Source organism: Haladaptatus pallidirubidus (assembly GCF_020700235.1).
Classification (GTDB): Archaea; Halobacteriota; Halobacteria; order Halobacteriales; family Haladaptataceae; genus Haladaptatus; species Haladaptatus pallidirubidus.
In genome coordinates this window covers 538,211-552,678 of record NZ_CP085307.1, presented here as the reverse complement: position 1 = coordinate 552,678, position 14,468 = coordinate 538,211, and the positions used below count along the sequence as shown (strand labels likewise).

The window sequence follows — 14,468 nt, the reverse complement described above, 5'->3', positions numbered from 1 at the left end:
TATAGTTATCGACGGGTAGCAACTCTGTGGAATCTGTTTCGCGGAAAATATGGTCAGAGAGACACGCACGGGCTGCTTCAGTATTATATGCCACGAGAACAATATGCAGACACGATGTTTGATCGTGTAATGGTCGCGAATCGTGGGGAGATTGCCGTCCGCGTCATCCAAGCTTGCAATGAACTCGATATCGAGTCGGTAGCCGTCTATAGCGATGCGGACGAAGACGCACGCCACGTTCGCCTCGCGGATGAGGCGTACCACATCGGCCCCTCGGTCGCCCGCGAGAGTTATCTCAACCGAGACTCACTCCTCGAGGTTGCTCGCAAAGCAAAAGTAGATGCCATCCACCCAGGATATGGATTCCTTGCCGAGAGCAAGTCGTTCGCTTCAGCAGTCGAAGATAGCGATTTCGTCTGGATTGGTCCGCCAAGTGAGGTTATGGAACAGTTCGGTGAAAAAACGAAGGCTCGGAAAATAATGCGACGGGCTGATGTCCCAATCGTCCCTGGCACTACAGAACCAGTCACAGACGTCCAAACGATACGTCAATTCGCCCACGAACACGGGTATCCAATCGCAATCAAAGCCGACGGCGGGGGTGGCGGGAGAGGGCTCAAAGTCGTCCACGCTGAAGACGAAATCGAAGAACAATTTACGAACGCCAAACGAGAGGGAGAGGCTTACTTCGACAACTCGAACGTGTACGTCGAGCGCTACCTTGAAAATCCACGACATATCGAAGTTCAAATTCTGTGTGACGAACACGGTAATGTCCGTGACCTTGGTGAACGCGACTGCAGTATTCAACGTCGACAGCAGAAACTCATCGAAGAGACGCCGAGCCCAGCATTGACCGAAACGGAGCGAGAGAACATACGGAGTGCAGCGCGCAAAGGGGCCGCTGAAGCAGGCTATGTAAACGCCGGAACAGTGGAGTTTCTGTACGAGGACGGTGATTTCTATTTCCTCGAAGTGAATGCGAGAATTCAGGTTGAGCATCCGATCTCGGAGATGGTCACAGGACTTGACCTCGTCCAGTGGCAACTCAGAGTGGCCGCGGGGGACCCGCTCACGTTCGATCAGGCAGATATCCAACCCCGCGGTCATGCGATGGAGTTCCGCATCAACGCAGAAAACCCGTCTAAGGAATTCGCACCGATGCCAGGAACTGTTAGCCGATATCGGCAGCCGCGTGGAATCGGAACCCGTGTCGACGACGGAATCGACGAAGGCGACAAAATTAGTCCCTACTACGACTCCCTTATTGCCAAATTCATCGTCTCCGCAGAAGATCGACTACACCTCCTCCAACGAGCGAGACGAGTGCTTCAGGAGGCTGAAATCGAAGGCGTCCCGTCCACCATTCCGTTCCACAGAGCAATGCTTGATAACGATGCCTTCCGCAACGGCGAATATTCTACGAAGTATATCGACGAGGAGTTCAGCATGTCATCCGAGGAAGCGGAGTGAGAAGACGAGTATTCTTTGAGCAGGAGATAGAGATCCGCTGAACTAGTTCGATGACCAAGTGGATGGACACTTCTCACACGATTTCGTCAAGTGACGCGAGTTCGATATCGTGTTCGTCCACTTGTTGGTGAATGGTTTCGAGGAGTTCAACGGCGTTCGGTCCATCGCCATGAATACAGATACTCTTTGCAGGAACGTCGATTTCCGTCCCGTCTTCAGCGGTCACTTTCCCATCGAGTGCGATATCGAGAAATCGCTCTGCGATCAGATTCGATTCTTTCGGTTCCATCTGCTGTTCGACGATGAGACTTCGATTCGGACGATATGTGAGATCGACGTACCCCTCGAATACGGAGCGAAGTTCGTCGTACTCCTGTGCGACCTCGTAGATGTTCATGTCGGTTGCAAGGTAGATGAGGTCTTCGTTCACGTCGAGAATTCCTTCCATTACCGCCTGAGCGTGCTCATCACTCTCCGAAAGCATCGAATACATCGCGCCGTGAGGTTTGACGTGTTGGACGGTCGTTCCGTGCCGCTCGGCAAACGCTTGCAACGCACCCAACTGATAGGTGACGTAGTCGCGGACTTCATCGGGACTCGCAGCCATCGTTCGACGCCCGAACCCCATCTTGTCGGGGAGGCCGGGGTGTACTCCGATTCCAACGTCGTGTTCCGCGGCGAGAGCAACAATTTCGTTCATCACGTGCGGGTCGCCTGCATGATATCCCCCTGCAATATTGGCGGAGGTAATATACGGCATCACTTTTTCGTCTTGCCCCATCGTCCAGTTCCCGAAGCTCTCCCCCATGTCGCAGTTGATGTCGATCGTTACCATACCGAATATGTGGCCAGAGAAGGAGAAATAACTTCGGCCACTGTCGGAGGGCACTCGGCATGCCAATCGTCAAACGCTCGTAGTACTATGTATCTCTATACCAAACACGATGGTTCAGTGCTGGTACGTATTTTGCTACCTTTTTCATAGTTTGAGTATAGCTAGCAGTTTACCAATCGACGAACTTCATTTTAGTGAGGCGCCCGACGTTGATCGTATTCCAGGTCCGCGATCTTAGGAACGCCTCGACAAACAGCGGAAGATCGACAGCGCTGCTGTGGGGTATCCAAAACGCGTCCCGATAGCTATCGACTCAGCGAAAGGAGCGACGATTCGTGACGTAGACGGGAACACGTACCTCGATTTCTTCGCCGGTATCGGTGTTCTCAACGTTGGCCACTCGAATCTATACGCGCTCGAAGCAGTCCAGAACCGGCCAGAGAAACTCGTTCACTCGATCGATTTTCCAATCGAACCCGGCTCGAACTCGTCGAAAACTCATCGGGGCCACTAAGCTCCTACCTTGCAATGACCATACGAGCAGCTCTTCCGAGTTAATCGTTACTGCTCTTTGTGGAACTCCGGTCAGCGCCTGCGACGGTATCGGTTAGGAGCTGGTCAAATTCGAATCGTTTCAAACCGCAATAACAGACGAATCCAATCGGCATTCCCACCATCCACGAGATATCGAGGAATGGAACACTCACGACTGCTCCGAATAGGAGGCTTAAGAGTGCGGATATCGAGAAGCCGCGAATGAACCAAAACTTGGAGCTCGTATCGACCGTGTAGAGAGATGTGATATCGGTATCGCGTTTTCTGATGATCCAGTAATCTGCAATCAGGATTCCAAGAGCGGGACCGAGGAAGACGGAATATGCGTTGATGAACGTGTAAAATATATTGCTCGAAAAGAGATACCAGGGGAAGGAAACAACCGAAAGCGCACTCGTGAGAACGACTCCTTGCCGCCACGAAATTCCAAGCGAATCCTGGAATACATGAGTAGGTGGGAGAATGTTGAGTGTGAGATTCGTGGATATCTGTGCACCCAACACGAACAGCAACATCGCACTACCAACAAGAGGATTGGGGGCGACGATCATTATTGCCTCAATCGGATTCGCATTTCCGGTCGAGACACCGAAGACCAGTCCCACCAATAACATAAACATCATCGGTGGTGCGATACCGAAGGCGTGGCCCAATACGTGGTTACGAGCACCTCCCTTTTCCTTGAGATGGCGGCTGAGGTCCGAAGCGTTGAGGGCGCCAGTAATAATGAACCCGACTGCTGCCGAAATCGTCGCGTAGAACTGACTTCCCCACGACCCAGGATGATTGATGACGTCGCTCGGTATCTGTTGTGTCGTAAGAACGAGATACACTGTATAAGCCAGTAACAGCCCTAGTATCCCGGCGGCGACCGAATCAAACCACTTGATCGACGTGATCCCGTTGAGTGCGAGGCCAACGTTCAAAAGAACGAATAGCACGAAGTACACCCAGACGTTTCCAAAACCCCATAGCGTCGTGGTGATCGTTTGAATCGCGAGCGCACCGATCCAGTTACCGATACCAAGCCATCCGATGGCTGGGATAATTCTGAGATAGTTAGGGATAACTGCCCCTCGAATGCCAAATGCAGACCGTGTCTGTACTGCAAATGGGATTCCCTCTTCGTAGCCAGGAAATCCGTTTAAGATGAAAAATATCGTCGCAATGACCGTTCCGATTCCGATTGCGATACCTGCTTGAACAAGATTCAAATTTCCGTGGGGATAGACGGCGAAAAACGCGACAGCAAAGGCCTGGACGATAATCAACGATGACCACCAAACAGGAATATAATGAGAGAGGCCCATCGTCCGTTCTTCCCCTGGAATTGGACTCAATCCCTCTAGCTCCGTTGTATCACTGATATTGTCTTGGGAATCTCCGGTCATGGATTAATCACTTGCTTTTTAGATACCATATACCATGACATTGCATACACTTATTTAAATCCTCGGCGTGAAATAGGACATTGTAAAGTATGACGAGTTAATATTAGTATAATAAGCTCATTTACTGGGAAAAGACTTAATAGTGTTTGTACCGCCACCGTTGGTATGCTCATCGAGATAGACCGGAAACGGTTTGTAGATGCGATGAAAAACCAAGCCGAAATCGGTGCTACTGAAAACGGTGGACTTCACCGTTTGGCCCTTTCTGACGACGACCGAAAAATCCGAGACTGGTTTTACGAGCAGATGGACGACGAGGGACTCGACATTCGTATCGACGAGTTCGGGAACATGTTTGGCCGAAGGGAAGGACGTAACCCCGAAAAGGGGACGATTCTGCTCGGTTCACACCTTGACTCACAGCCATACGGGGGAATATACGATGGTGCTCTTGGAGTCATTGCTGCACTCGAATTCATCCGTACCCTCAATGACGAGGGAATCGAAACCGAACATCCAGTCGAGATCGTCAACTGGACAAACGAAGAAGGGTCACGGTATCAACCTGCAATGCAAGGAAGTGGCGTGTGGGCCAGTAACCACGATCTCAAGGAAGAATACAATAAGACGGACGAGGACGGGAATCGGTTCGAGGATGAACTAGAGCGAATCGGATACAAAGGAGATGTACCTGCAACCCCGACTGAGAACTACGACGGCTACTTTGAACTCCACATCGAACAGGGACCGTATTTAGAAGAAAGCGACATGGGCGTGGGAATCGTTACGGGCATCGTCGGATTCACCTGGGGTGCGATTACCTATTATGGTGAAGCCGACCACACTGGTCCCACGCCCATGCATTATCGCAGCGATGCACTCATCGGGGCGGCGGACGTAATCACACAAATTCGGCGAATCGCGAACTCCCTCGGGGAGCGAACCGTCGGTTCGACCGGTTTTATGGACGTAAAGCCGAACTCGATCAACATCATTCCGGGAGAAGTAACGTTCACCTGGGGATTTCGAGACCCGACCGATGAGATCGTCGAAGACGCCTTCGACCGCGTTCTTGCTGAGGCCGAGATGGCAGCGGAACGTGAGGGGCTCGATTGGGATTGGGAAGAACGGATGCGTGCACCGTCTGTTGACTTTGCCGAAAGGAATATCAAAGCGGTCGAAGGTGCCACGGAGAACCTAGGATACGACGCGATGCGGATTTTCAGCGGGGCTGGTCACGATGCCACGCACGTCGCCGATGTCATGGATACCTCGATGGTGTTTGCCGTCAGTGAGAATGGAAAAAGCCACTCCGAGGAGGAGTACACGAGCTGGGACGACTGTTACATGGCGGCAAACACGTTCGCGAACGCCGCACTTGAACTCGCAATGGAGGACTGATCATGGTAGATCCACAATTCGATCGCGTCGGAATATGGAACTGGGAGCGCGAAGATATCGCCGATGAAGTACGATATGCACAGTATGCAGAATCCAAAGGATTGGACTCTGTTTGGCAGGGCGAGTCGCGTCTCGTTCGAGATGCGATGACTGTTATGGGGGCGTATACACAGGTCACCGACGAGATAGATATCGCACCCGGTGTGACGAATTGCTATACGCGAAACGTGGCGTTGATGGCTCAGACGTTTTCTACGCTCGACGAACTCTCCGGAGGGCGGATGAAGCTCGGTATCGGTGCGTGGTGGGACCCCCTTGCGACGAAGGTTGGAATCGATCGGCAGAGGCCGCTTCGAAGGATGTGGGAATACTGTACAGTGGTCCGGAAATTGTTCGATCTTGAGAACGTGACCTATGAGGGTAAAACACTCAACGTTGAAGACATCGAACTAGACCTCGTCCGTTCGGACGCTTCACCACGAGATGTCCCGATATACATCGGTGCGACGGGCCCGACAATGCACAAACTCACTGGCGAGTTAGTGGGTAACGGCGTCGCAGGAGGCGTGTTCATGAATTATCTCATTCCGCCCGAACACAATGAACTCGGCATGCAGAAGCTCAAGGAGGGAGTCGAAAAACAGGGCGGCTCAATCGAGGATGTCGATCGACCACAGTTGATCGCAGTTTCGATGGACGAGGATCGCCAACGAGCGATCGATCAAGCCCGTGGGCTAGTAACGCAGTACATTGGACAGCAGCCACACATCAAGAAGGGATCGGGAATCGACCCCGACCTCGGTGAACAGGTCGAGGCGGAATTGGGAAGTTGGCCCGCGACGGCCGAGGATATCGAACGTGCAAGCGCTCTCGTGGATGACGAGATAGTGATGAACGTCGTCGCTGCGGGAACCCCAGAGGATGTCGTCAGTCGTGTACAGGATTATTGCGATGCGGGGTGTACGGAGCCTGTTCTCTACTCGTTGGGTGATAACGTAGAGGAAGTTATCGACGTCTTCGCCGAGTTCAATTCGGAATAGCGAACGCAGCGAGTTTCGGATGCTTAGTGTGTATTCCAGTCGGGAATCTCACGCTCGATGAACTTCCCATATCCTGGTTTTCCGACGACTTCCCCGTCTTCTGCGACGACTTCACCTCTGACGAGGGTTTTCTTCACACGACCGGTGACTGTCCGTCCTTCGTAAATCGAGAATTCGGCTTTGCTTACGTTATCGTCGGCTGTGATAACATACGTTTCATCCGGATCCATGAGAACGATATCCGCGTCCGTCCCCGTTTCCAACGTTCCCTTTTGGGATAGTCCAAACGTGTCGGCGGGGTTCGTGGACATCACTTGTACCACGAATGACGGTGTGTATCCTCTGCGATTCACCGCTTCATCGTAGAACACCGGTAAACTGACTTGGAGGGCGTTCGCTCCGAATGCACTATCCCACCAGTTTTCGACCTGCTTTTGATCGAGTCGATATGCACAGTGGTCGGTGGAAACGACGCTCAGACAGCCGTTGTGAAGGTGTTCGAACATTGCTTCGACGTCATCCGGCTTTCGAATCGGCGGTGCAATCATCGGCAGATTACCCATCTCTTCGAAGATTGAATCGTCGAGTGTACAGTAATGGGTGCAGGTTTCGGCACGAATCATACTGCCATCGTCTTGGAAATACTCGAGAATATCGGCCGCTTTTCGACACGTCGTGTGTATCCCATAGTACTTCATTCCCGCTTCGAGAGCCATCCGAGCGGCATCCTCTGCCGCCATGGCTTCCGCATAATCCGGGCGTGATTTCGGATACCACTCGGGGTCTCCTTTCCCTTCCTCTTTGAATTGCTCGGTCAGTGAATCACAAATTGACGGATCTTCCGTGTGAAACACACCGACGGCATCCTCTTCGGCGATGCGCTGTATGGCCCTGTTCATGAATCCGTTCGAAAGGCCGAACTCGTATGCGGTGAACATCTTGAACGACGTCACACCAGCGTTGATTACGTCAGGGATTTCATCGAAAACGTCAGGATCCTCTCGTGCGATTGCGCCGTGAAGGCTGTAATCGACCAACGCATTTTCCCCCTTCTCCTGTTTTCGCCGGACGCCTTCCAGTAGCGTCCCATCTTCGTCCCAAATACCCATCTCACCGTCCCATGCCTGCCATGCAAAGTCGATGTAGGACGTCGTCCCACCGACAGCAGCAGCACCGGTCGCGGATTCGTAGCTATCGATGGAGAACATATCGTCGATGTGAACGTGAGGGTCGATCGCACCGGGCATCACGAGTAAGCCGGATGCATCGATCGTTTCGGTTGCGTCGGGTAACGTTTCATCCGTTCCTATCCCAACGATTTTTCCATCGTTGATCGCGATACTAGCGTCGGTTTCTCCTGTAGCGGTCACTACGGTTCCACCGCTAATAATGGTCTCAACTACCATGATAGGAAATGACTCTCAGTGGTAAAAAGTATTATGTTCAAAATTACATAAATAAATTATATTTTTACACATTGTAAACTAATGTGGTGAAAAATCGACTGGGTGTCGGAGCCACCATTGCTCCTTAAACATGAAGATTCTTACAGATTCTATCGGCCGATGAGGAGGGACTCACTCCATGAGTCCCTCCTCCATCGCAATGTCCGATACCTCGAGGGCGTTGTCGAGTGCAGCGACCGCATCATCGATCTCGGTGTCCGTAATCGTGAGCGGCGGTGCAATAATGAGGGTGTTGATCATGTTCGCGACGTATACGCCGTTGGCGTAGGCTTTGCTCGCCACCTCATCTACGACCGTACTTCCCTTGCTGACTTTGTCCTCCCGAGTTCCGAACGGGACGCGTTTTTCTGAGTTCTTCGTCAATTCGATTCCACGGAAGAGCCCGACACCCCGTGTGTCGCCCACACTGGGATGATCTTTTGCGAGATCATCAAGACGAGTTCCGAGATACTCTCCCGTCTTTCGAGCCTGATCGATGAGATTTTCCGATTGATAGGTTTCGACGGCCGCAAGCCCTGCAGCTACTGCCGCTGGATGACCGGAATAGGTGTGCCCATGGCAAAACATGTTGTCTTCGAAGTACTCGGCGATTTCGCTGTTGACGACGGTGGCACCAAGTGGTTGATACGCCCCGGTCAACCCCTTTGCCATCGTCATAATATCTGGTTCGACGTCGAAAAGGTCACAGCCAAACCACTCGCCGGTTCGCCCAAATCCGGACATCACTTCATCACAGATCAAGAGAGCGCCATGCTCGTGTGCGATTTCCTTGAGCCGGGGGAGATACTCATCGGGTGGTACGAGAATACCATTCGAACCAACGATTGGTTCGACGAGTACTGCTGCAACTGTATCACCCTCCAATTTCAGCATCTCTTCGATATATTCGAGACTCTGCATCGGATCCAACGTTGACCCATACGCGTACGGATCGGGGGCTTTGATCGTCCCCGGTATCCCGGGCTCTGCTGCAAGCCGACGAGGATCTCCTGTAACGCTAATGGACCCATAGGTCGCTCCGTGATAGGACCGGTATCGGGAGATGATTTTTTGTTTTCCAGTATAAAACCGTGCAATCTTTATCGCAGCCTCGACCGCTTCCGTACCGCTCGTCGAGAAAAACGTCTTCGAGAGGTCACCGGGTGTAATCTCTGCTAATTTCTTTCCGAGTTTTGCACGCGCTTCCGTGGTGAAGCCTGGGGCGACATAAGCTGTTTCGTTAATTTGCTCGGAAACGGCCTCCGTAATTCGCTCGGCTGAATGACCGAGATTCGAACACATGAGCTGTCCTGAAAAGTCGATGTATTCGTTCCCGCTTGCATCGGTGAAGGTGACGCCGTCGGTGTGTATTACCTGTGTTGGGCTCACTTCACTTTGAAACGACCACGTGCCAAAGACGTACTCTCTGTCGGTCCGCTCGATTTCGTTTTGAGTGGTGTCGGACTCGCTTTCTTGACCGGACATCGTTCTCTTCTCTCTACTCCGTGTAAGTTGATTAATCTTTGGTGAATTTGCAGTATAGTAGGATATTGTCCTCCGGCATATATTGATTCAGAATAATGTTCGTATATTTATCCTCGAGTTGGATTTGGTGAGAAAGTGTTATGAGGTGGGAAGACAAATGCGCACATGATTCATGACGATGGAAATTCCGATCGACATCGATTCTGTGCAAAATTACATCGATGGAGAATGGCGAGCCCCCAGCGGTATCGACGGTCAAGATATTGTAAATCCTGCGACGGAAGAGACGATAGCGCACACGAATTTCAGTGCCACTTCCGACGTCGACGAGGCAGTGCAGGCGGGACAGGATGCATTCGTAGAGTGGCGAGAGGTCCCAGTCGAAGAACGCATCCAACCCCTGTTTCGATTGAAACAATTGCTTGAGGATCATCAAGACGAAATCGCGAAGCTGCTAGTCAAAGAACACGGAAAAACGTTTCAAGAAGCCAAAGGAGAGCTTCGCCGAGGCATCGAAAACGTGGAGGTCGCCTGTGGAATCCCGTCGCTCATGCAAGCGGGTCACCTCCCAAACGCTGCCCCTGAGATCGATGAAACCGCCGTCCGGAAACCACTCGGGGTGTTTACTGCAATCACGCCGTTCAACTTCCCGGGAATGATTCCGCTCTGGTTCCTTCCTTACGCGGTTGCCACTGGTAACGCGTTTATTCTCAAACCCAGCGAGCGCGACCCGCTGACCGCCCAGTACCTGTTCGCACTCGTCGAAAAAGCTGGATTCCCCGATGGGATTTTACAACTTGTGAACGGGAGCAAGGAGACGGTCAATATACTGTTGGAACACGACGATATCGCGGGGGTATCCTTTGTCGGAAGTACTCCAGTAGCTAAGCACGTCTATGAAACGGCTGCCGCTAACGGAAAACGGGTTCAAGCGCAGGGTGGTGCCAAAAATCACATCGTTGTCGCCGAATCCGCCGACCTCGATTTCGCTGCCGAGCAAACCATCGGATCCGCATTCGCGAACACCGGTCAACGGTGTCTCGCCAACCCCGCTGCTGTAGTCGTCGACGAGGTTTACGACGATTTCGCCGATCGAGTGGTCGAAAACGCAGAGAACATGACAGTCGCAGACGGGTTGGCTGACGACTCTGAAATGGGGCCGCTCATCACCCCGGAACAGCAAGAACGGGTCGAAGAGTACATTCGAGAAGGTATCGAGGACGGCGCAGATCTCCTCTTAGATGGCCGCGAACTCGAAACACCCGATACCGGAAACTTCCTTCGACCGACGATTTTCGGCGATGTCGATTCGGAGATGAGCATCGCCCGTGAAGAGATCTTCGGACCAGTCCTCGCGCTTATCCGCGCTGACGATTTCGAGGATGCCCTCGACATCGTGAATCGAAGTCGATTCGGTAACGCCGCCAGTCTCTTTACCGACCGGGGAAGCGATGCTCGGAAATTCCGCCATACCGTCGACGCTGGCAACCTCGGTGTGAACACGGGGACGGCCGCTCCGATGGCATTCTTCCACTTCGGCGGCTGGAAGGATTCCTTCTTTGGTGACCTCCATGCCCAAGGTGAAGACATGATTCATTTCTACACCGACAAAGCGATCTACATCGAGCGATGGCCTGACGCATAACTCCGCGTTCTCCGCCGTCTTATCCATACTCGGAAACAGTCCTCCAACAAGGGGTTGAGATATCAACCGAAGATTGCTGTGATCGAGTCGTCGAGTACATCCATTGCCCGGTCGATCTCGGGCTGCGTTGCGATCAACGGTGGGGAGATGATGATCTGGAAACCAGGACGACCACTGCCCAGCAAGACGCCTTGGTCACGACATTCGTGAAGGACTGCTGCGACGGGGTTTTCGCCGTCGTCCACACGAGGGTCGTGGAAAGAAGTCTCGGTCTCTGGGTCGGCGAACTCGACGGCCCACAACCCTCCCCGTCCACGAACATCATGCACGACATCGTGCTTCGACGCCACCTGTTGAATTCGAGACGCAAGACCCTCTTCCAGATCAGTAACACCATCGATTACGCCGTTCGCATACTCATCAACCGCTGCACAGCCAGCAGCACACGCCATCGGATGTCCCCCAAACGTCTGTCCTATGTCGAAACCGTTCGTCTGAACGAACGATGCAATCTCTGGCGTTACCGAGACACCAGCGAGGGGCGCATATGCGCTCGTGACACCCTTTGCAAACGTAAGCATGTCCGGTTGGATGTCTTCGGTCTGGACACCGAACCAGTCACCACATCGACCGAAGCCGGTGATGACTTCGTCGGCGACGAGGAGGATGTCGTACTCGTCACACAGGTCACGAACGCGATCAAAATAACCTGGGGGAGCGGGGAAAGCACCGCTCGTTCCGGCGATCGGTTCGGTGAGGATTGCGGCAACCGAATCGGGACCCTCGTTTCGAATCACGAATTCGAGATGTTCACCGGCGCGCCGTGCCAGTTCCTCGGGGTCACTGGTGTCGAAGGCCTTTGGTATAGGTGGCAAAAACTTTGCTGCGCCCGAAGTAGCAGCGTGTCGTTCTATCGTTGCCCGTGTTTCGGGGTCGCCCGTTAGCGCTCCTGCACCGTACGTTCCGCCGTGATAGGATCGCCAGCGGGTGAGTACCGTCGGCGCATCCTGATACTCACGCGCGATTTGTACCGCGGTTTCGTTGGCCTCGCTTCCGGAAACCGAGAAAAACGTGTGAGACAGGGATTCGGGTGTGACACGTGCAAGCTTTTCGGCGAGTCGATCGCGGGTCGGTGAGCGTTTTGCCGATGAAACGTACGGTATCTTTCCTGCCTGTTCTTCCATCGCCGTGATCACTGCCTCGTTGCTGTGGCCGAGGTTGGTGCAGTACAACTGCGAGCAGAAGTCGAGGTATTCGTTTCCATCTTCGTCCCAAACTGTAGCGTCATCACCGTCAGTGATACTGAGGGGCTTAGAATCCGGATCGTACCAATGGTGAATTGAGACTGTCTCCGTGCCTTCGGAATCCTGCTGGGACATATGGGACGATTTTTCTCCAAATTAATAAACGCTCATTTGAACAACGTTCGAAAATAGTATCGAGGCGAGCCACGATCCGTTGACACCCTTCCCACCCTGAAGGGCGAGGCTTTCTCTTCGTATCTCCGTAATGACGTCGTCGTTCCTTTTTGAAGGCGCTAATCATCCGAAGTGGCGTACTCCCGTCGTGGCCCGCTCCCCTGGTTCGGAAGGGCATAATAGCCGACCAGCAACACCAATGCGGCTGACCCCACGCCGATGAACGTCGCGGGGATACCGAGTCCTCCACCGAAGAAATTAGCGGCGAGGCCCAAGACCGTCCCAACGACGATGGATGCGAGTACAGCCCATCCGTTGACTCCCGAGAGGTAAAGGGCCGTATAAACGGGGACAAGGAAGGCGCTCGTCAGAAGAATCGCACGAAGGTTGTAAAGGCCGATGATGGTGTCCGGAGGGTTGACGGCCGCCGCCGTCGCAGTTATTCCGAAGACGACGGTTGCGGTCCGTGAAACGCGGAGCTGTGATTCGTCCGATGCGTTTGGTCGGAAGTAGCTGTAGATATCACGTGCCGTAGTGATCCCCGTCGAGTGAAGCCGTGTGTCGGTCGTCGACAGAATCGCACTCATGACGGCGAGGATAATAACGACACCTATCGAGGTAGGAACATAATCGGTTATCAACGTTGGGAAGGCGTTATCTATGTTGTCGATCGACAACCCGGCGTTCCCTAATGCGACGGTCGTCGCACCACCGAGGATCACGAGGGCGGTGTAGAACACCGAAAGAATGACGCCGGAAGCTGCGAGATGGATTTTCGCCGTCCGGACGTCCTTCGTCGCAGCTATACGCACGATCATGTTTTGTTCCGTGAATATCGTACCGAAAAACGCGACGATAGATGCGACGACTCCAATCAGCGTGTAGGCACCTGCTCCGAGGGGGGCGACGTTCGCTGAATTCATCGCGGCGAATTCGGTATTGATGGCAGTGAACCCCCCCAGATCGAGTACCATGTACCCGAGTGCGAACAGAACGGCCGCGACCATGATCGTTCCTTGAAGAAGGTCTGTCCACGCCACGCTAACAAGGCCTCCGAGGACGGTGTAGGTGATGAAAACGACGCCGATGACCCACACCATGTACTCGTACGGAACGCCAGTAATCGTCGTGACGAGGAGGCTGGCGCCGACAAGTTGCATGATGAGGTATAGCCAGCCATTTGCGAGCAACACCGTTCCTGCGATCGGTCGTGCCGCTTGTCGCCCGGTCAGATCTGCGATGATGTCCGGCAACGTCAGGTGGTTCAACTGTCGAACTCGCCCGACGACGAAATAGAGACCACTCACACCAAGCATCAATCCCAAAATAGTACCAGTCATGAGCGAGTAGCCGCCGCCGTAGACCGCACCGATAAAACCAATCACACTGACCGCGCTCACGAAGTTGGCAACAAGCGACCAGGTCGCTAGGGTCGGTCCCATACTCTGACCCATCACCCAAAAATCCATGACGTCGGTGGTCTTTCTGTATCCCCAGATACCGATAGCGAGAACGATGAGCAGATACACCACAAACGCGCCGAGATAATACGGGTTGACGTCAGCCATCGTTGTGGCCACCATCCGTTGCACGTGGTTCCCTCGTAGTTTTTTGAATGTTTTCGTTAACCGGTCTTCCTAACAGTACATGGACGACTATATAATGAATCGCACCGAGGCTCCCGGCTAAAATCGTCGCAACGAAAACCAGGAACATCGTCGTTGGCATGCCATATATTGTCATGTTTGACTCTACCACATAGGATACCATTTCCGAATGT

The 14,468-nt window shown here is 53.1% G+C and carries 10 protein-coding genes and 1 pseudogene; 5 read left to right on the top strand and 6 right to left on the bottom strand.

Features of this window, described 5'->3' with window-relative positions; all coding sequences use genetic code 11:
• Positions 1–114 precede the first annotated feature (114 nt).
• Entirely contained in the window at positions 115–1,473 is a 1,359-nt protein-coding gene (locus tag LIX15_RS32345; RefSeq protein WP_227779305.1) for an acetyl-CoA carboxylase biotin carboxylase subunit, read from the top strand.
• A gap of 73 nt (positions 1,474–1,546) precedes the next feature.
• Here the strand turns inward: LIX15_RS32345 and LIX15_RS32340 are convergent, their stop codons facing one another.
• The gene (locus LIX15_RS32340) at positions 1,547–2,308 is read right to left on the bottom strand and encodes a LamB/YcsF family protein (RefSeq protein ID WP_227778978.1); all 762 of its coding nucleotides are present in this window, start codon (positions 2,306–2,308) and stop codon (positions 1,547–1,549) included.
• A gap of 157 nt (positions 2,309–2,465) precedes the next feature.
• On the opposite strand from LIX15_RS32340, the pseudogene LIX15_RS32335 reads away from it, so the two are divergent.
• Positions 2,466–2,803: pseudogene (locus LIX15_RS32335) on the top strand (aminotransferase class III-fold pyridoxal phosphate-dependent enzyme); the annotation flags it as partial.
• 59 nt (positions 2,804–2,862) lie between these two features.
• Here the strand turns inward: LIX15_RS32335 and LIX15_RS32330 are convergent.
• Positions 2,863–4,254, bottom strand: a complete 1,392-nt coding sequence (locus tag LIX15_RS32330) for a cytosine permease (protein ID WP_227778977.1) — start codon at positions 4,252–4,254, stop codon at positions 2,863–2,865.
• A 165-nt stretch (positions 4,255–4,419) separates the two neighbouring features.
• Between LIX15_RS32330 and LIX15_RS32325 the strand changes: the two genes are divergently transcribed.
• Together LIX15_RS32325 and LIX15_RS32320 are read left to right on the top strand one after the other, a co-directional pair.
• Positions 4,420–5,655 (top strand): Zn-dependent hydrolase, encoded by a 1,236-nt coding sequence (locus LIX15_RS32325; protein ID WP_227778976.1) that lies wholly within the window; start codon positions 4,420–4,422, stop codon positions 5,653–5,655.
• A 2-nt stretch (positions 5,656–5,657) separates the two neighbouring features.
• Positions 5,658–6,695 (top strand): LLM class flavin-dependent oxidoreductase, encoded by a 1,038-nt coding sequence (locus LIX15_RS32320; protein WP_227778975.1) that lies wholly within the window; start codon positions 5,658–5,660, stop codon positions 6,693–6,695.
• A gap of 23 nt (positions 6,696–6,718) precedes the next feature.
• Here LIX15_RS32320 and LIX15_RS32315 read toward each other — a convergent pair whose 3' ends face one another.
• Complete coding sequence (locus LIX15_RS32315; protein WP_227778974.1) at positions 6,719–8,101, bottom strand: dihydroorotase; 1,383 nt, start codon at positions 8,099–8,101, stop codon at positions 6,719–6,721.
• Between the two features lie 171 nt (positions 8,102–8,272).
• Positions 8,273–9,625 carry an aminotransferase family protein gene (locus LIX15_RS32310; protein ID WP_227778973.1) on the bottom strand — a complete coding sequence of 451 codons (1,353 nt, stop codon included), beginning with the start codon at positions 9,623–9,625 and terminating at the stop codon, positions 8,273–8,275.
• A 172-nt stretch (positions 9,626–9,797) separates the two neighbouring features.
• On the opposite strand from LIX15_RS32310, the gene LIX15_RS32305 reads away from it, so the two are divergent.
• On the top strand, positions 9,798–11,270 hold the full coding sequence (locus LIX15_RS32305; protein WP_227778972.1) for a CoA-acylating methylmalonate-semialdehyde dehydrogenase: 1,473 nt from the start codon (positions 9,798–9,800) through the stop codon (positions 11,268–11,270).
• 62 nt (positions 11,271–11,332) lie between these two features.
• Here the strand turns inward: LIX15_RS32305 and LIX15_RS32300 are convergent, their stop codons facing one another.
• Positions 11,333–12,649, bottom strand: coding sequence for an aminotransferase family protein (locus tag LIX15_RS32300; RefSeq protein WP_227778971.1), 1,317 nt, complete (start codon positions 12,647–12,649; stop codon positions 11,333–11,335).
• 158 nt (positions 12,650–12,807) lie between these two features.
• Entirely contained in the window at positions 12,808–14,256 is a 1,449-nt protein-coding gene (locus tag LIX15_RS32295; protein WP_227778970.1) for a sodium:solute symporter family protein, read from the bottom strand.
• Positions 14,257–14,468: the final 212 nt, after the last annotated feature.

Coding starts and splice junctions, on each gene's coding strand:
- LIX15_RS32345 (WP_227779305.1), top strand. CDS start 115: ATGTTTGATCGTGTAATGGTCGCGAATCGTGGGGAGATTGCCGTCCGC.
- LIX15_RS32340 (WP_227778978.1), bottom strand. CDS start 2,308: ATGGTAACGATCGACATCAACTGCGACATGGGGGAGAGCTTCGGGAAC.
- LIX15_RS32330 (WP_227778977.1), bottom strand. CDS start 4,254: ATGACCGGAGATTCCCAAGACAATATCAGTGATACAACGGAGCTAGAG.
- LIX15_RS32325 (WP_227778976.1), top strand. CDS start 4,420: ATGCTCATCGAGATAGACCGGAAACGGTTTGTAGATGCGATGAAAAAC.
- LIX15_RS32320 (WP_227778975.1), top strand. CDS start 5,658: ATGGTAGATCCACAATTCGATCGCGTCGGAATATGGAACTGGGAGCGC.
- LIX15_RS32315 (WP_227778974.1), bottom strand. CDS start 8,101: ATGGTAGTTGAGACCATTATTAGCGGTGGAACCGTAGTGACCGCTACA.
- LIX15_RS32310 (WP_227778973.1), bottom strand. CDS start 9,625: ATGTCCGGTCAAGAAAGCGAGTCCGACACCACTCAAAACGAAATCGAG.
- LIX15_RS32305 (WP_227778972.1), top strand. CDS start 9,798: ATGACGATGGAAATTCCGATCGACATCGATTCTGTGCAAAATTACATC.
- LIX15_RS32300 (WP_227778971.1), bottom strand. CDS start 12,649: ATGTCCCAGCAGGATTCCGAAGGCACGGAGACAGTCTCAATTCACCAT.
- LIX15_RS32295 (WP_227778970.1), bottom strand. CDS start 14,256: ATGGCTGACGTCAACCCGTATTATCTCGGCGCGTTTGTGGTGTATCTG.